This is a genomic window from Candidatus Palauibacter sp., assembly GCF_965213655.1.
Taxonomy (GTDB): Bacteria; Gemmatimonadota; Gemmatimonadetes; order Palauibacterales; family Palauibacteraceae; genus Palauibacter.
This window is the reverse complement of sequence record NZ_CBDBZT010000003.1, coordinates 2,372,189-2,389,325: the sequence shown is the minus strand read 5'-3', so window position 1 is coordinate 2,389,325 and position 17,137 is coordinate 2,372,189. Positions and strand designations below refer to the sequence as shown.

Sequence of the window (17,137 nt, the reverse complement as noted above, 5' to 3'; positions counted from 1 at the left end):
GCTACCACTCCATGTCGGGCAGCACGTCCCCCTGCAGTCGGAACATCTCGTTGATCGTGTGGACCGCGGCCCGGTAGGAATCCGTCGTGGGGTCGAGGAGCAGGGCCTGCAGCAGCGTCCTGCGGGAGCCGTCGGCGAAGGCGTCGACCAGCAGGCGGTTGATCGACGTCTGGGTCCTGAGCAATCCCAGGATCCCCTCGGGCAGCGGCTCCATGACCGCAGGGTGCAACCCGTTCCCGCCGGCGCGCGCGGGGATTTCCACCACGGCGCCGTCGGGCAGGCCCGGCACGTATCCCTCGTTCGGCACGTTCACCGCGTCGAGATAGGTGTCGACCCCGCACAGGACGCCTTCGAGCAGCGGGACCGCGAGTTCGCCGGACGGCGTCAGTGTCCCGGCTGCTCCGACCTCGCCCTCCCCGCCGTGGTCGTCGCCGTCGTCCCGCACGCGGGGGAGCGGGGACTCGGGGAAAGCGGGCACGTCGGTGGGGTTCTCGCCGAGGTTGTAGAGCCACGTCGGTGTCTCCCCCGTCTCCCAGGGCGCGCCCTGCACCGGGTCGTAGAAGAACTGCAGGAGGCTGCTGCCGAGGAATTCCCGTGCCCACCCCAGGTACTCGCCGATGTGGTTCGCCCCGGGGCTTGGATAGCGGCCGAAGACCCGAAACAGGATCCGGCTCAGCGCGATCTCATCCCAGTCGTGGAGCCAGTGCGCCTCCCGCTCGCGGCGCCGGAGTCTCGGGTAGAGATCCTCGCCCGTCTCACGGTCCCGGACGGACTCGAACCAGCTGAAGTGGTTGAGGCCGCTCGCCCGGGCCTCGAGGCGCTCCACCGGCAGTTCCAGTAGACGCGCCACCTGTTCCATCCCGTGGAAGACCCCGTGGCAGAGCCCCACCACGCGCACCGACGAGAGCCGGCTCTGGGCCTCGCAGAGCTTCGTGAGCGGGTTCGTGTAGTTGATGAGCCACGCGTCGGGGCAATGGGCCTCCATCGCCCGCGCCACCTCCACCGCCGGTCCCATGTTGCGGAGGGCGTGGAAGAGGCCGCCCGGCCCGCCGTTCTCCCCGTAGATCTGGGAGGAGCCGAAGGTGCGGGGGACGTGGAAGTCCTGGGCCCAGTAGTGGTAGCGGCGGATTTCGATGGCCATGACGACGGCGCGGGCGCCGGGGAGTGCCGCCTCCAGCTCCGTGGTCGCGGACACGGCGACCCGGCGGCCCAGGCGCTCGGCGACCGCCTCCGCGTACGCCCGGGTGCGGGGCAGTTCCGACGGGTCGATATCGACGAGGACGATGCTCAGGTCCCGGTCGCAGAGGGGATCGCTGAGAAGCAGGTCGCGGATTGACGCCGGGCCGAACTCGCGGCTGCCGGCTCCGACCAGGACGATCCGGATGTTGTCGTTCATGGCGAAGTCCCCGAGGGCGATGGGGGGGTGTCGGCGTGCGCGATGCGGACCGTGATGGTCCCCGCAGCGAGGGAGACGGCGATGAGGAGCACGCCGACGCCGGCCCGGCCCGTGAGCATGTAACCGATTCCGAGGAGGCTCGCGTAGACGAAGAGCGCGCCGAGCAGGAAGCCCGGCCACATGCGGTTCGCGGGCGGGTCGGAGGAGCGTACGCCGGTGCGCTCGGCCACATGGCGCCACCAGCCGCCCGGGTGTACGCGGCGGTAGAAGCGGTCCAGCACGTCGTCCGCCTCGGGCCGCGTCGCGAGCACGACGACCAGCCAGATCGCGGTGCATGCGACGAGGATGATCACCGCCCGGATGAGGTCCATCTCCGGTGCGTAGAAACCGTCCGCGGCCCCGACCACCGAGGCGGGCAGCACTGATCCGAGCGCGCCGACCAGCACCCGGCCGTTGGCCAGGAGCACCGACCCGGCCATGGCGGCGATCTCCGCCCAGGCGTTCACGCGCCACCAGTACCAGCGCAGCAGCCACACGAGCGCGACGCCCGCCGTGAGTTCGATGATGTAGATCCAGCCTCTCTGGATCGACTCCATCTGCCAGGCGACGCCCGCCGCCAGCACGGCCAGCAGCACGACCATGATCCGGGAAGCCGCGACGTAGTGCCGCTCCGAGCGGTCCTTCCTCCAGAAGCGGCGGTAGACGTCGTTCACCATGTACGAAGCGCCCCAGCAGAGGTGCGTGTCCATCGTGCTCATGAAAGCGGCGAGGAAGGTGGCGACCATCAGCCCCCTGAGGCCGGCCGGCATGAGTTCGCGGATCATCATCGGGTAGGCGAGTTCCGGATCGGCGGCGAGCGCCGGGTCCATGGTCGCCGGCGGGAAGACGAGGAGCGACCCGAGCCCCACCACGATCCACGGCCAGGTGAGGAGCACGGTTCCCGCGAAGGCGAACCAGAGCGACGCCTTTACGGCCTGCCGTTCGTCCCGCGTCGCGAACAGGCGCTGGGCCACGTAGCCGTCGCCCTGTCCGCTCCGCAGCCAGAGGATGCCGATCAGGCACAGGAAGGAAACGATCTCGAGCGAAGACGCGGTGGCGGGCGTCGGCACGAGATCGAGAGCGCCCGGAGGTGCCTGGGGCGTGGCGCGGATGGCGTCCGCCATGGCCGCCGGACCGCCGAACCGGGTCAGCACGATCCCCGCGAGCGTGATCGCCCCGAGCATGCCGGCCACGAACTGCAGGAGGTCGGTCACGACGACGCCCCACAGCCCCGATGCGACGGTGTAGGCCAGCGCGAGTCCGATGCAGACGGCGAGGGTCAGCGCGGGGTCCCACCCCAGCAGCACCTGGCTGAACTTCACCATCGCGAGCATGACCCAGCCCATGACGACGGCGTTCTTGAGGAGTCCCTGGTACACGGCGGAGAAGCAGCGCAGGGCGCGCGCCGGGGCTCCCCCGTAGCGGATCTCGATGACCTCGGCGTCGGTCAGCACGCCGGCCCGCCGCCACAGGCGCGCGTAGAAGAAGGTGAGCATGAGGATCCCCGCCGCCTCGTACCACCACAGCCAGTTGCCGTACACGCCCTGCCGGCGCACGAGAGCCGCCGTCGCGAGCGGGGCGTCGGTCGCGAACCAGGTGGCCGCGATGGACGTGCCTGCCAGCCACCAGGGGAGCGAGCGACCGGCGACGAAGTAGTCCTCCATGCTGCCCCCCGCCCGCTTCGCGAAGCCGAAGCCGATGGCGAGGACGATCGCGCCGTACACGCAGACGACGATCCAATCGAGAGAGGTCAGCGCCATGAAAGGACGTTCGAGAGGATGCGGAAGGCACCGGGTACGCCGTAGGGCAGCTGCCGGTGGAGCGCGAGCGCGAGATACGTGTAGCGTCCCTCGCCCACCGGGGCCGTGAGCCAGACGCCCTCCTGCGGGGCCTGACCCGTGTCGTGCGTTTCCACCAGCGGCGTGTACGCCGGGTCCCACTCTGTGAAGAACTTGGAACCGCGCTGCTCGATCCAGCCGTCGAAGTCGGCCTCGGTGAGGCGGTTGGGTGCGACCATGAGGGGATGGTCGGGCCGGAGCAGGCGGACGGGCGCGTCTTCCTCCGACACTTCCTCCGCCCCCCGGGGCAGGGACGCGGGATACGGCGCCATCGCCGAAGGCACGTACTCCTGCGTCTGGTAGAGGACGACGAGGTGGCCGCCGCGGCGGGCGTACTCCAGAAGCCTCTGGTTGTGCTCGACGAGGTCTTCGCGCACGGCGTACGCGCGGGTGCCCACCACGATCGCGTGGAACCGCGCCCCGTCGCCGGAATCCGTGCCGCTGGCCGGATCCAGTCCCGCGAGGGCGGTTTCGTCCAGGAGTTCGACCGCGGCGCCCAGCGCCTCGATCCCGGCCGGGACCTCGTCTCCCACCCCCATCACGTAGCCGATCCGGACGCCGCTCAGGGGGGTGACGGAGACGGACCGAACCGACATGCGGGCGGGTCGCCACAGCCGCGCGAGCGCCAGGTCCCGGTGCTCGATTGTCCGGTATCCCCGGCGATAGTCCACGCCCTCCACGCGGGCCACGGCAGTGATCTCCGCTTCGCCTCGCCAACCGTCGGGCGGCGTGAGGAAGAAGGCAGCGTCCAGGACCTCGCCCGGACTGCGGAAGTCATGTTCCACGATGCCGGGACTGCCGAGGGTCGTGCTCCACCCGTCCGGCAGCTCGAGACGCACGGTAGCTGACACGGGCCCCGAATTCGCCGTAACCCGTGCCCGCACTTCCATCGGCGCGTCGGCCGGTTCCCCGGGCGGGTCGCCGTCGGTCCCTCCACCGCCGACGGGCACGATGCCCACGCCCGGTTCCAGGGAAACGGAAAGGACGGGCAGCGTCTCCACCCTCCGGGTTACGGAGCCGTAAGGCAGGCGTGAGACGGGGGCCGTCACCGGAACCGCGTGCGCCAGAACGTGCCCTCCGATGTCGAGTTCGACACCCGCCGCCAGCGCCGGCCGACGCCATGGGAGATGAAGGTCCGCCGAGTCGGATACCTGGTAGTGGTTCTCCGACACGTCCGCGCGTCCGAAGTACGGCGCGGCGGGCGTGGCCGGCACCCGGATCTCCAGCGCCTCCGTCGAGCCATCCGGCCGACGAGCGACGCGGCTCGACGGCGTCAGGATCTCGCCGCTGCGGCTCTCGATCCAAGCCGCGACCCCGGCGCTCTCCGCAGACTCCGGCGGCTCGACGCTGAGGAGGACCGCAGCCGGTTGGCCCGGCACCAGGACGGCCTCGCCGCTACCCGCGCCGCCCGCGAGTTCCGCGGCGACGGTGGTCCCGCTCGCCGCCAGCAGGGCCTCCTCGAACTGCCGTTCCTTCAGCGAGAGGTGGAACCGGGTGTCGGGGGCATCCGGCGTTGCGGCGATCGCCGCCCGGATAAGGCCGAGCCCGCGAGCCAGATCGGCGACCGATAGCCCCGGGTCACGGGGGTCGAACGCCTCAATGACGGCGTCCACGAGCCGGTCCACCTCGGCGAGCAGCGAATCCGCCTCGGGAGAGGCCGCCTCGTCCAGGAGCGCGGGGAGCCCGCGAATCGTCGTGTCGAGGCCCGCGAAGAATGAATCTGCGGTTTCCGCCGCCACCGCCGGCGCTCCGCTGCTTCCGTCGAGTCGTTCGTAGAAATAGCGTCCGCCGCCCGACCGCACGCGTCCGGCAGTCTGAGAACGCTGCAGGCCGAGACCCCGGCTGGCCCAGCGCTGGTACGTATCGCCCAGCCACGGGCTTGCTCCGGTGGCATCCACCTCCACATGGAACGGCTCCCCGACCCGAACTCCGCCCCGAAACGTGCGGAGGACTCTCCAGGGCCGGAGCCCTTCCTCGGTGATCTGCCGCGGGAAGCGCGTCGGGTCCGCGGCGGCCGCAACGGCTTCCGGCGTCAACAGCCCCGCCGCGTGGTGGTGGCCGTGCCCATCGCGGGGCGACCCGTGGAATCGGCTCACGACGACGAGCGGGCGGTTGAGGCGTATGACGCGGACCATGTCCTCGAGTACGGCTTCGCGGTCCCAGCTGCGGAAGGCTTCGTCCACCGACTTCGAGTAGCCGTAGTCGACCGCGGTCGTGAAGTAGAGGTCGTCCAGCCCGTAGTAGCGCCCGGAAAGGACGAGTTCGCGCGTCCGGATGAGGCCGAGGGCGTCGAAGAGTTCGGGGCCGATTGCGTTCGCGCCGGCCTCGCCGCGGTTGAGGCTGAGGAGCGCCGTCCGCGCGCCCCACCCCCGGCTGGCCAGCGAGAGCATGCCCGAGTGTTCATCGTCCGGGTGGGCGGTCACGTGGAGCAGGCTGGCGGTCGTGGCGAGTTTGCGGATGCGGTGCCAGGCACTCAGCGTCCCGCGGTCCACGTCGAGCCGCTCCTCTCCCACCGGGGCCGGGAAGGCGAGCACGCGATCCGGCCCCCGAGACACGGGATCCGATTGCGCCGCCGCCACGGTGGGCCCCGCGAGGGTCGCCAGAGTCGCCACCGGAAGGATGGCGCCGAGTCCGAGTTGCTTGCGAGCGATCATGGATCATCCAGGTCGGCGGGTCCGCGCTCGCATCGTGCCCGCGGGCCGAAGTCCCGGCAAGGAGGCCTTGCGAGCGGGCCCGGCGTGCCGATACTCAAGCGGATCGAATCCACGGCCGCCAACTCCGGACCCCATGACAGATTCCAGCATCCAGATCACCGTTGAGGGAACCCCGAACCCACATGCGGCGAAGTTCGTGCTGGACCGCGAAGTTCCCGGGGGAGGCAGTCGGAGCTACTTCGACCCCGCATCCGCCACCGCGGACCCCCTGGCCTCGCGCCTGTTTGCGGTGGACGGGGTCCGAGCCCTTCTCATCGTCGAGAACTTCATTACGGTGACCAAGAGCGCCCCGCTCGACTGGCCGGACCTGATCGACGAAATCGAGGAAGCCATCCTCGAAGTTCTCAACACATCTCCGTAACTCTAGTCGTTCTGTCCCCCTAATTTGAGGGGAATACACCCGAATCAGAGTCGTATGATTCCCTCATCTCCTTATGGTGCAACGTGTTGATACGATGTAAATATCTCTCCTGTACGATAGTCGCCTGGCGACGATACCTCCGGTGCCACATCAATCTCCGCGGGGAGAGGCATGATGCTCACGCTGCGCTGCTTCGGCGAGGTCGCGGCTTCGGACGCGCGCGGTGCGAAGATTCCGCTGCGGTCGCGAATCACAGTGGCCTAGCATAACGGCAGAGAATCATCTAACTACTTACAGGGCTGCACGATCTGCGTGCTCTGCCTCTTGACCGTATCGGCTCCCGTCTTCCAGAAACAGCGGGGAAATCGCTTCAATTCGCGGGAATCGCTTCCCTCTCCCGGCCCGCTACCAGCCCTCAATCCCTCTTGTTGGCTCGCGGCTCGAATCACACGGGCGGCCCCTGCTCGAAGCGCACCGCCTCGTCTCGTTCTCCGTGATGGAGGTGCCGCATCGCCCCTTCGCGGTGAGGACAACGTGTCATGATGCACCCGCCGAACATTGAAGTCGTCAAATCGGTTGTCATTCCGGGACCTGCGGCGAATCCGAAGCTTGAGTTAGCGCCCGTCGTTGCCGAACAGATGCCCGCGCCACAGCTTTTCCGCTAGATGATAGCGAAGTTGGCAGCGGAAGCTGTCAGGCCTTGGGACAGGGCGGTGATCGGGAAGGGAGGCCACGAGATAGGGCTCGGGAGCCACGGCAGGCTGGAGGACGCTGGTCTAGGCAAAAGCGGAGGAGGTGAGACGTGCCGAGCTTGAAACTCCGGGCCGCAGACATCGGGCGACGCCCTGCGTCGGGGTTGACGGCATCGGGCATGGCCACCGCGATCGCCCTTCTTTTCGCTGGATGCGGGAGTCCCGGAGCGGATTCTGCCTGCATCGGAGCATTCGCAGCCGCAGCTGCCGTCAGCCCGATGTTGGATGCGCATGAAGATCTGTTCCCCGCCTACACAGCTTGCACGAGCATCGAGGAATGGCGGTCAGCTCATGCGCTGCACTCCACTGCCATCGAGGTGGCCGACCCCGTTCGGTATGCCATGAACGTCTGTGCCAGCTACCAAGACGAACTCCGCGAGACACCTATCTGCGAAGTAGTGAACGCTCCCCCGGCGGAACTGGGCGAGATCACGAGCTTGGCCTTGGGAATGGCGGAGCCGTCGGGGGGATCGGTGGCCGCAATTCCGCTCAAGCCATCTGGGCAAGCCGGGCTGCTGGGTGTTCCGCTCCCGGAAGGAGCTCGGCTTATCGAACGGACGCCGGGCGACACGGCGAATCACATTGACCCGCGGGAAGCATACAAAACATCGGCTGGTTCACCTGAGATCTCCGCCTTCTTTGCCGCGCAAATGCCCGCAGCGGGTTGGCTTCGGCTGGGCGAGTCAACCGCAACGGCGCTCCTATTTCAGAAGGGCGATTTGATGATTGGAATCTTCGTGGGAGACGGTAGATTCTCGCTAGTGGGTTCCTGAGCCGCCTCGTCCGATGAGAGTGACCTCAGCCTTGTTCGTGATGTTGCTCGGGGCCTGCCGACCGGCCATCACGGGGCTGCACCCCCCCGAGGACGTGTTGGCGGGTCTCGTCGTTGCGCCGGAGAATCGTTGCGCCCCGTACGACCGGGGCACCTACGAGCCGTTTCGTTCCGGGATCGAGGAGGAGATCGTCGAATCAATGGGCGGGCGGATCTACGGCCCTTACACGGGCCGGTACTTCACCTCGATCCGAGAAACCGACCGAGAACACATCGTTGCGGTCAGCGAGGCGCACGATTCGGGCGCGTGCGGTTGGGGCCGCGATCGGCGGAACCACTTCTTCAACGACTTGGAAAACCTGACGCTGGCCGCCCCCGACGTCAATCGGCACCAGAAGGGTTCGAAGGATGTTGCGGAATGGATGCCGGAGTTCAACCGCTGCTGGTTTGCCGCGAGGGTTGTCACGATCAAGCGCGCGTGGGGGCTCACCGTAGACCGGGCGGAAGCCGACACCCTCGCCACCGTGGTCGCCGGGTGCGACTCCACGGACATGGTGTTTACGTCTGACTGAGTCGACGGGCGGTCTCCATCGGTGAACGCAAAGTCTTGCCTAGCGGCTGTTCGCTGCCGTGGAGTACCTTCGCGGACCGGAGAAGACCAGTTGAGACCGTCCACCGGAGGTCCGGTGATGTTAGAGACACATACATCGGAGCCCTCGGCTCCACTGCGGCATGGGGTGCGGCGCTACCTCGCAGCCGTTCTCGCGCTAGCGGTTACTGCCTGTGATGATGCGCTGCCCACGTCCACGCCCGCCCCCGCCACCAACCGGGCACCTGTCGCGGAAGGGACGATCCCACCGCGCGAGATGCCGGCGGGTGAGTCCGCGACCATTTCGCTGGACGAGTTCTTCCGCGATCCGGACGGGAATGCACTCACGTACACGCCGTCCACGTCAAACCGTCAAGTGGTGACCGCCATCGCCACGGGCAGCGAACTCACGCTGTTTGCCGCGGGGACCGGTCTCGCGGACGTTGCGGTCACGGCGGTCGACCCCGGAGGGTTGACGGCGACGCAGAGTTTCGCCGTAACGGTGCCCAACCGGGCGCCCGAGGTCACGGCGGTCCCCACGCTGGATCTGACGTCGGGCGCTTCGGAGACCGTGATGCTCACACGGTACGTGCGGGACCCCGACGGCGAGCCGCTCGCTTACTCCGCGACGAGTTCGGACGAGGCCGTCGCCTCCGTGCAGGTCGCCGGCGCCGGGCTTACGGTCACGGCCGTGGCGAGGGGCGAGACCACGGTTAGCGTCACAGGCACCGACTCCGGTGGTCTGAGCGTCAGCCAGAGCTTCTCGGTCATCGTGGATGGGGTCGCGATCGGAACGGTGGAGCCCGCCGTCTTGCTTGAGGGAGAAGAGGCGACGATCCGCGGAAGGGGATTCTCAACTTCCGTCGCGAACAATCTGGTCCTCCTTGACGGTATCCCGGCCCCGGTGACCGCCGCGAGCGCCACCCAGCTCACCATCCGCGTCCCGCGCGGCGACTGCCTCCCGCCGCGGAAGGCCAAACTTGGCGTGACTGTCCTGGGCTTGAGCGACACCTTGGGCGTGAGCGTGACGCCGGCGGGTCGCGAGGACATCGACCTCGACCCCGGTTGGTACCGCTATACGTTCGCCGGAAACGGATGCATGCTGCTGCCGGGGGACACGACGGGCGGCGAGTGGCTGATCGGCGTGGTGTCGACGGCCACTGAGCCTTCGTCCGTAACGCCGGTCTCCGTTTCCGGCATTCCCGGCGACCTAGATGTGTTCAGGAACCTCAGCGTTTCCGCAGCCGCCTCCGTCTACGGAGACGCCCAAGGCACCGCCCGCGAAGGCGTCGCCTTCGCAGGGCCGATTCCGGACGGGTTCGTGCCGAGCACAGTGCCCGCGACCTACCGTAACAACGGATCCGATCCAGAACATTCGGCTTCGCGTCGTGACTGGGCGGCGCACAACGAGTTCATGGATAGGAGTGACCTGCTGCTCCGCAGTCTGGGGCCGGGGACCCCCATTGCGTCGCCGACCGCAGCGGACGGGCGTTCGTACTCCACCGGTGACACAGTGACGTTGTTTGGCGGCTGTCTTGACGATTGCCGCCAACGTGAGACCGTACGTGCCGTAGTCCGTTCTTTGGGGTGCCAACGCGATCTGGCTGGAAGACCTTGCGAATCCGCCCGGGGGGCTCACGGTCGCCGAGCTGGCCACGCTTGACGCGTTCTACGCGTCGCATGCAAAGCCGGTGCATGACGAGTACTTCGGCAGGCTTCCCGATGTCGACGGCAACGGGCGCTTTCTGGTCCTCATGACCAAGGATGTCAACGCAATGGGGGTCGGCGGATTCGTCTGGGGAGGGGACTTCTTATCGTCGACCGACTTGACCAGCAACGAAGCTGAGATCTTCTATGGTGTCGTTCCCGACCCCGACGGCGTGCACGGCCGTGCGCGGACGAAGCAGGAGGTCTTGGATTACTACCCATCCCTGCTGACGCACGAAGTGACACACATCGTGCAAGTCGGTGCCTCCGTCCTCAGCGAGGCCGGTATCAAGGCGACATGGGAGCTCGAGGGCGGAGCCACGCTGTCCGAGCAACTCGTCGCCTACCGGCTCTTCGGACACGAGGCGACCCCGAACCGTGGTTGGGCCGCCTACGAGCGCGGGCGAGCTTGGTATTCGGAGTGGGTCGGCGGGATGGCTCGGTTTTTCGGCTGGGATCCTGGCTACTCCTATGTTCGCCGGGTGCCGGGGGCTCCGGAGCGGTGTTCGTGGCTTGGGCGACCATCGCAGGGCAACGCCGGACCTTGTCGCAACACGAGAGCTGCATACGATGTGCCGTCGATGTTCCTGCGGCACGTGATGGACCGGTACGGCGGCGATTACACTGGGGGCGAGCAGGCACTGATGCGCCGCCTGACGCAGTCACCCTACGTGGGTTACGCCTCTATGGAGGAGGTTGCCGAGAAGCGAGTCGAGGAGCTGTTGGCCGACTTCTACATGTCGCTGTGGATGGATCTGCACGGCGTGAACTGGTTCTGGTCCTGGGATTTCGCGGACATTTGGCGGCGGTTCCCAGAGGAGGCTTGGCTCCGCCCGCACGCCTCGACGGCGTCGGCGCACCAATACGATTGGAGCTTACGCGCGGGCTCCGGCGCGCTGCTTCGCTGGAGCCCGGAGGGGGCTCTAGCCCCCACGAGCTTCAAGGTCACGTCACTTGGCGGTGACCGGACCCCGGCGAACATATCGGTGTGGGCTCTGCGAATTCGATAACGCGGCGGTTCGAGCCCGTGGGCGGAACCGTCGCTCGCACCCCCGCCGCGTCTCTCGGCGCTGCAGGGGTCTCTCCCAGCCAAGTCACGGACGTGCGATGCTCGTGGTCGTCATGGGTCAGACCGAAGTGGTCACGCTCTCGATAACCGTACTCTTGCGGCGGCACCGGCTCCTTTTCAGCCTGGCGTCGTTTCGCGGCCCCGCCGTCGATGTGTCAATCGGCATCGACAGTGTCACCCGGGGGAGGACGGCGCGGGGTCGGGCGGTCACGAGGTGGACGATCCGGGCGGGGAGACAGTCGCGGGCGACGGGGTGGATGGCCTTGGAGAGACCGGCGGCGGCGTTTACCACGGCCTCAGAACGTGAAGTCGACGCTGACCGGGGGTGGGGTGGCCGAGAAGGAGTCGTTGGGGATCGGCCTTCGGAGCTTGCGTCCTCCGTAACGCCCCAAGTCTCGGCAGGAACTTGCGCACGGGGTCTAACGGGATAGCCTCGGTGGGGAATTTGGTTGATCCCCCTTGTCCACTCCAGCGCCGCCCCGTCGCGGTCTTCTAGAGTGCTCTCATCTCGTCGCGTGCAGGCCCCTGCCGGCATCTAGGGTCGGCAGCCGGGCGATCGCGAGGCCGCTTTTCCTCTCCGCATGCCGGAGTTCGTAGAGCTTCTGAAGGTTGAGCCAGAATTCCCCCGAGGTGCCGAAGAATCGTCCTAGACGCAAGGCTGTATCGCCGGTAATCGAGCGTCGACCGTTCAGTATTTCGGTGATGCGGTTCACCGGCACCTCGATGCTTCGCGCGAGCTCCGCCGCGCTCATGCCTAGCGCGTCAAGATCGTCGCGCAGGGTCTCGCCCGGATGGATGGGTTCGCGCACGACTTCCCTCCTTGAAACTAATGGTAGTCCACGATTTCCACTTCAGTCGGGCCCGGACTTCCCTGAGGCCACTTGAAGCAGATCCGCCATTGATCGTTGATCCGGATGCTCCACTGCCCCTTGCGTCGGCCCTTGAGTGCCTCCAAGCGGTTGCCGGGCCTCGCCAGATCGCCCAAGCTTGTGGCTGCGTCGAGCTGGTCGAGCTTGCGCGAGGCGGTCCGGGCGAACCCAGAAAACGCCGCGATTCGGCGACCCCCGTAGAACGCTTCGGTTTTCCTGCCCGAGAAACTGACGATCACAACGCTCTCCGTTCCCCCAAGCAATCGCACCGATTTTACACACTAGCCAAGACATCCGCATTACGTCAAGCATAAAGCAGGCCGCTCGCCGCCCGGGGCCTTGGCGTCGCTGAGGGGACGAGCTTGGCGGTGGACGGCGCGCCGGGGAGTTGCCGCCGCCGTTTCCTTTCACCTCACAGGAGGAGCACGCCACGACGCGTGCAGACTCGCATCGCGTGTGTTGGCGGCCATGCAAGAGTGCACACATCTGGCCGTGGAACGGTCATGCGTCCGCCGTGGGCTGGTGGAACTGGAAGACAGGGTCAAGGTTCCCCGCTCAGAGGGAGATCAGAGATCGTCGACTCAGGATACGGCTGGAGTCTGAACAACGCCGTCGGAATGGCCACCAAACATCTTTTCGCAGGCATGAGGGCAAGCGGATGGATCGCTACTGCAAGCCTCCGAGGGGAGCGACTTGGAGATAGCGAAGATGACGAGACTGGCGGTCTGGACGATGGACACGCGTAACGCGGCTGGCTCACCGCAGCCGGAACCGCAGAAGGCCGGGCCTTCCCACATCCAACTCGAGCGACACCTCGAAGACTGGATCGTGAACGACGCGACGCTGATCGGGGAGGCACTGACGCTGGTTGGCCGCCAAGTATCGATCGATGATGGACGGCTCGATCTGTTGGCGATCGATTCGCAGGACCGCTGGGTCCTGATCGAGATAAAGCCCGGGATGATCGATTCGGGCGCACTGGGACAGGCGCTCTACTACGCCTCGTCACTCGCTCGTCTCGATGCCGATGACCTCTCTAGGAAGCTCGAAGGTGGCCTCGGTAAGTTCGGGAACGTGAAGATGCTGTCTCGAAGAGTGCGGGAGCTCCTGGCCGACGAAGGGGAAGAGCGGGAGATCGCCCTGCTGCTCGTTGGCGCCGGAATCCATCCCGGACTGGAACGTGTGAGCGAGTTTCTCGGACGCTTCGGCGTCCCGATCAAGATCGTGAGCTTCGAAGTGTTTGAACTGGACGGCGGCCCACAGTTGCTGATTCGAGAGGTGGCTGACGAACCCGCCAAGCCGCCCCGTCCAAGGCACCGGTTGACTGTTGATGCGATTCGTGCGCGAGCCGCTGACTTGGGTGTGGGCGAGCAGTTCGATCGCTTCGTCGAGATTTCCGAGCGGGCAGGTCTACCCGTGCAGCCGCAGCGGAATTCCGTGAGAATCGCGCCGCCGTCGGACCGGCGTCAATTCCTCATGTACGCGAGCCCGGGAGCTGACGCTAGCGGCGGAGGCTTGAGTATCTGGGTGGGTCCGAAGCAGTTCGCCGACTCGTTTCCGTACATTGACGAAGAAGAGGCGACCGCTCAGCTTGGCAGGTACGACGACGGCGGTCACGTGGCCGGCGAGAAACTCGACAAACGACTCGACCGGATTGAGTGTTTCCTGCAACAACACCTCCCGCCGCAAAGCGATGACTGAACACGAATTGCGTCACGCTCGGGGTTCGAACCTCGCGTCGCATCAGAAGCGGACGGCGACCTGCTCTAATTTGTTGGGGAGGGCCGGGTGGCGCGCGGACAAGATCTGCATCGAGCCCACTTCCGGTTTGCCTGCGCCCTCCACACGAGGGGGAATCATGCACTTCACATCGGATGTTGTCGGCGTGGGTCATCAGTACTCTGGCTGCTGTCCGGCGGATATGCGCCTGAGCGGATAGCTGGCGGGGCTCAGAGCCCCGAGCTTCACCTGCCAGCTCTCAGACGACTGCGTGGAGTTTCCCGTGTGAATGGCGGCCGAAAAGTGACACATGCGGCGGGCGAAAGAGTGACACCCGGCCGGAGGGGACGAGCCTCAAGGTGACGTCTCGGTCTCCGTGGTCGAGGGGTTGTTGCCCGGCGACACGATGTTGCCTTGATCCATCCCCTGCACGACCATCCGCTCCCGCTCAACGAAGGCCGGGGCGTCAGCCCCGGCGACACGTCTCGTGGGTTCGAGTCCCACCCCCTCCGTTTTTGGGTTTGCGTAAACGCATACACATCAATTGACTACCGATTTCATGTTCTATGGAGTCCCACGACAGGTCCCCCTCTGCGGGATGGAAACTGCGGGAGCGAGCCGGACGCGGATGGACGTATACCGGCGACGGGGAAACGCCGCCGGGACCACAGCCACCAGCTTCACCGGGGGGCCTCCCCGCCGAGCAGTTTTCTCGCTTCCGACGGCGAACGCCTCACCGAGCCGGCAACACTATGTCGAGGGACAGGGGTATCCCCGGACCTCCCCGGACCCCGGCCTACGCGCCCGCGCCCTTATCCTTCCGGTTCGAGCGCCACCAGCCTGATCACGCGGACGGTCTGCACGTCAAGCTCGTCCGCCTCGATGTAGGCCATGAGGCCGTCGGGGCCGAACGCGTCCGGCGTTTGGATCCCCTCCGGCGGGAGGGTGCCGATGTAGTCCCCATCGGGCGTCACGATGTCGGTGGGGCCGTCGCTGTCGCCCGTCGGACCCCGGCGCTCGACCCAGATCCGATCCTCCCAGTCCACCTTGATGCCGGCGATTACCGGCACCTCGTCGGCGAAGGCGAGTTCCTCCGCACCCTCCCGCTCAAACTGAACCGGAAATGAAAGATTGGCTCGCCCATCAACCTCCAGGAGTGACGCCGTGGTCTCGCGATACCGCTCGCGTTCGGCCTCCATGATTCGGTCGTCGACCGGAATGGGCGCAATCGGGCGCTCGACCGTTCCGGTCACGCGGCCATCGGGAGCGATCAGATTGATGCGGTAGCCGATCGAGTCGACCAGCGCGAGACGGCCATCGGTCAGCATGTCAAGGGCGAGCGGGGGTTCGAATGCGCGGCCGGCCGACATCCGCATCACCATTCCGGCGGACGAGGACTCGCTCTCGACGAGATCCTCATCCTCCCCCGGCAGTTCCCAGGCGGTGTAGAGGATTTGGGCCGCCGTTCCGTCGAGCGGAAAAGCGTAAATGGGGCGTCCCTCCCCGACCTCCTCCTCGTCGCCGATGCGCAATAGCATTGGGGTAACCAAACGGCCGTCCGGCAGCGCCAAGTCAGCCCTGACCACTCCCGTCGTCATCGGGTCCATCGCGACGCGCCGCACGAATTCGCCTCCGGGGTTCAGGAGATTGATCTGCGCGAGCCCCGTCACCGTGTAGGAGCCATCGCGGGCGACGATCAACCCTCTGGGGGAGTTGAACTCGCCGGGCCTTCACCCTGCCCTCCCACCGTGCGGATCAGCGATCCGTCCGGCCCGACCACAAGGACGCGGGCGGACTGACTGTCGAGGATGTGCAGATTGGCCTCTCCGTCGAATCTCACGGCCCGCACGCTGCCGAAGGTGTCCCAGTCGTCGCCGACAGGCGAGCCCACGGTGAAGACGTCTTGGGTGACGGCGTTCACCATCACGTCGGGGCCGTCGAGGGTACCCGCAGCGCCGATGGCCGGACCTTCTCCGCCTTCGGCGCAGGCCAAGAGGGCGAGGGGCGGCAAGGCAAACCGCATGCCGGTGCGCGTTGCATCCTTCGTCGGAGTCGACATTCAGGCTTCTCCCGCGTAGGCGCCCTTGGAGTCATCCGCACGTTCATGCGGCCCCCCATGGGCCTGTCCCGCGACGAAACACCGCCACCGGGTACCGGCGTCTGTTGCGTCATGAACACGACGGGTTGCCCGAGCCAGACGCTGATTGGACGCCCCAGCCGCTTCGCGGGCCTGAAACGCATGTTCATGGCGACGATGCCGGCGGCGGCGTCCAGCGCTTCATGGCCGCTCGAAACACTGACTTCGTAGGCCAGGACCTCACCCAACTCGCCGATCTGCAGCCGCAGGATCACAAGGCCGCCCACGCCCCGCGCTCGCAGTTCAGGCGGATATGATCGCTCGAGCCAACGCTCGACGTCGTCGGGGTTGAGCTGGGCAGGTGGTTCATCCCACGGTTCGCATGGTCGGCCACCGGGATCGACTGCCGTCCCGGCGGCAGCCTCCGGCCGGAACTCGACCCACTCGGAGATCCAAGCCTCCGTCGGAAGACCCCGATCCAGCGCGGGGTCGTACTCCATCCCGTCGGCGACCCGCATCGCGGCGCAGTCCAGAGCATCCTGTCCGCTGGGCGTCTTCACCGCCCCCGACGTGCCGTTGCCGACGCTGTCAACATGCACCCAGACCTCAACTCGGCCCCCCTCGCCCCGGGCGAGGAGGTCTCTCGGATAGGCTTGGACGATCGCCGCTCCCACCTCGGTCGGGTTCTTGAGGACGGGCGGTACTTCCACGGGCGTGCGTCCCGACGGAGCGTCAGGGTAATACCTCAGCGGCCCGCGGGCCGTGCACGAAACCAAGCCCAGCGCAATCAAGCACACGATCGCCGGTCGGCACGTTCCGTGGATGAGCCTTCCTCCGATTCGGCTGTTGACGGCGGTGGATCCCGAATTCCGAATAGCCGTGAAGATTGGAAGGAGGCTCAAGCCTGTCCAGACCCGATCGATCCCTCAGCCGTCGCACCGCGTGCCAACCGAACGATCGAGGAGGGAGTCACCGTAACCCCCGCTTTGCATTCCCATTCCTGGACGGGATTCCGTGCGACCTTGGCGGACGCTGCCTCTCGCGGACCTTGGCCGCCGAGAGCCGCAGCGAGTTCCATGCGGTGGGCGCGCTCACGAACGACGGAGTACTGTCCCGTCTCCGAAGCCTAGCGCCTTGGACAAAAAGCACGTATCTGAGAGTCGCCTTGCGCGACACCAACTGGCTGCTGATCAATCCTTCTTCCAAGGCTCAATTGTTGCGAGTGGCTGCCGGCT

Annotated in this window: 14 protein-coding genes; 6 read left to right on the top strand and 8 right to left on the bottom strand. The window is 66.7% G+C overall.

Features of this window, described 5'->3' with window-relative positions:
* Position 1: 1 nt before the first annotated feature.
* Genes ACOOGH_RS12785 through ACOOGH_RS12775 form a run of 3 tightly spaced genes read right to left on the bottom strand, consistent with a single transcriptional unit; the run spans position 2 to position 5,927 of the window.
* Positions 2 to 1,396 (bottom strand): alpha-galactosidase, encoded by a 1,395-nt coding sequence (locus ACOOGH_RS12785; protein WP_420449272.1) that lies wholly within the window; start codon positions 1,394 to 1,396, stop codon positions 2 to 4.
* Positions 1,393 to 3,195: a sodium:solute symporter family protein gene (locus tag ACOOGH_RS12780; protein WP_420449271.1), complete on the bottom strand. Its 1,803-nt coding sequence runs from the start codon at positions 3,193 to 3,195 to the stop codon at positions 1,393 to 1,395. The genes ACOOGH_RS12785 and ACOOGH_RS12780 overlap by 4 nt, the downstream gene beginning before the upstream one ends.
* Entirely contained in the window at positions 3,186 to 5,927 is a 2,742-nt protein-coding gene (locus ACOOGH_RS12775) for a PIG-L family deacetylase (RefSeq protein ID WP_420449270.1), read from the bottom strand. Before ACOOGH_RS12775 ends, ACOOGH_RS12780 begins: the two co-directional genes overlap by 10 nt.
* A 133-nt stretch (positions 5,928 to 6,060) precedes the next feature.
* On the opposite strand from ACOOGH_RS12775, the gene ACOOGH_RS12770 reads away from it, so the two are divergent.
* From ACOOGH_RS12770 to ACOOGH_RS12750, 5 genes are all read left to right on the top strand, one after another.
* The gene (locus ACOOGH_RS12770) at positions 6,061 to 6,348 is read left to right on the top strand and encodes a NifU N-terminal domain-containing protein (RefSeq protein ID WP_420449269.1); all 288 of its coding nucleotides are present in this window, start codon (positions 6,061 to 6,063) and stop codon (positions 6,346 to 6,348) included.
* An 802-nt stretch (positions 6,349 to 7,150) separates the two neighbouring features.
* Complete coding sequence (locus tag ACOOGH_RS12765) at positions 7,151 to 7,873, top strand: hypothetical protein (protein WP_420449268.1); 723 nt, start codon at positions 7,151 to 7,153, stop codon at positions 7,871 to 7,873.
* A 19-nt stretch (positions 7,874 to 7,892) separates the two neighbouring features.
* Complete coding sequence (locus ACOOGH_RS12760; protein WP_420449267.1) at positions 7,893 to 8,444, top strand: GmrSD restriction endonuclease domain-containing protein; 552 nt, start codon at positions 7,893 to 7,895, stop codon at positions 8,442 to 8,444.
* A gap of 117 nt (positions 8,445 to 8,561) precedes the next feature.
* Positions 8,562 to 10,124, top strand: a complete 1,563-nt coding sequence (locus ACOOGH_RS12755) for an IPT/TIG domain-containing protein (RefSeq protein ID WP_420449266.1) — start codon at positions 8,562 to 8,564, stop codon at positions 10,122 to 10,124.
* 28 nt (positions 10,125 to 10,152) lie between these two features.
* Positions 10,153 to 11,178 carry a hypothetical protein gene (locus tag ACOOGH_RS12750; RefSeq protein WP_420449265.1) on the top strand — a complete coding sequence of 342 codons (1,026 nt, stop codon included), beginning with the start codon at positions 10,153 to 10,155 and terminating at the stop codon, positions 11,176 to 11,178.
* Between the two features lie 562 nt (positions 11,179 to 11,740).
* On the opposite strand, the gene ACOOGH_RS12745 is transcribed toward ACOOGH_RS12750, so the two are convergent.
* Both ACOOGH_RS12745 and ACOOGH_RS12740 read right to left on the bottom strand, forming a co-directional pair.
* Entirely contained in the window at positions 11,741 to 12,046 is a 306-nt protein-coding gene (locus ACOOGH_RS12745) for a HigA family addiction module antitoxin (protein WP_420449264.1), read from the bottom strand.
* Between the two features lie 17 nt (positions 12,047 to 12,063).
* Positions 12,064 to 12,345, bottom strand: a complete 282-nt coding sequence (locus ACOOGH_RS12740; protein ID WP_420449263.1) for a type II toxin-antitoxin system RelE/ParE family toxin — start codon at positions 12,343 to 12,345, stop codon at positions 12,064 to 12,066.
* Between the two features lie 469 nt (positions 12,346 to 12,814).
* Here ACOOGH_RS12740 and ACOOGH_RS12735 point away from each other — a divergent pair, with 469 nt between their 5' ends.
* Positions 12,815 to 13,807 carry an endonuclease NucS domain-containing protein gene (locus ACOOGH_RS12735; RefSeq protein WP_420449262.1) on the top strand — a complete coding sequence of 331 codons (993 nt, stop codon included), beginning with the start codon at positions 12,815 to 12,817 and terminating at the stop codon, positions 13,805 to 13,807.
* Between the two features lie 830 nt (positions 13,808 to 14,637).
* On the opposite strand, the gene ACOOGH_RS12730 is transcribed toward ACOOGH_RS12735, so the two are convergent.
* From ACOOGH_RS12730 to ACOOGH_RS12720, 3 genes are read right to left on the bottom strand one after another with little or no spacing between them, the layout of a single operon-like run.
* Entirely contained in the window at positions 14,638 to 15,525 is an 888-nt protein-coding gene (locus ACOOGH_RS12730) for a hypothetical protein (RefSeq protein WP_420449261.1), read from the bottom strand.
* The gene (locus tag ACOOGH_RS12725) at positions 15,522 to 15,752 is read right to left on the bottom strand and encodes a hypothetical protein (RefSeq protein ID WP_420449260.1); all 231 of its coding nucleotides are present in this window, start codon (positions 15,750 to 15,752) and stop codon (positions 15,522 to 15,524) included. Before ACOOGH_RS12725 ends, ACOOGH_RS12730 begins: the two co-directional genes overlap by 4 nt.
* Complete coding sequence (locus ACOOGH_RS12720) at positions 15,749 to 16,612, bottom strand: energy transducer TonB (protein WP_420449259.1); 864 nt, start codon at positions 16,610 to 16,612, stop codon at positions 15,749 to 15,751. The genes ACOOGH_RS12725 and ACOOGH_RS12720 overlap by 4 nt, the downstream gene beginning before the upstream one ends.
* Positions 16,613 to 17,137 lie beyond the last annotated feature (525 nt).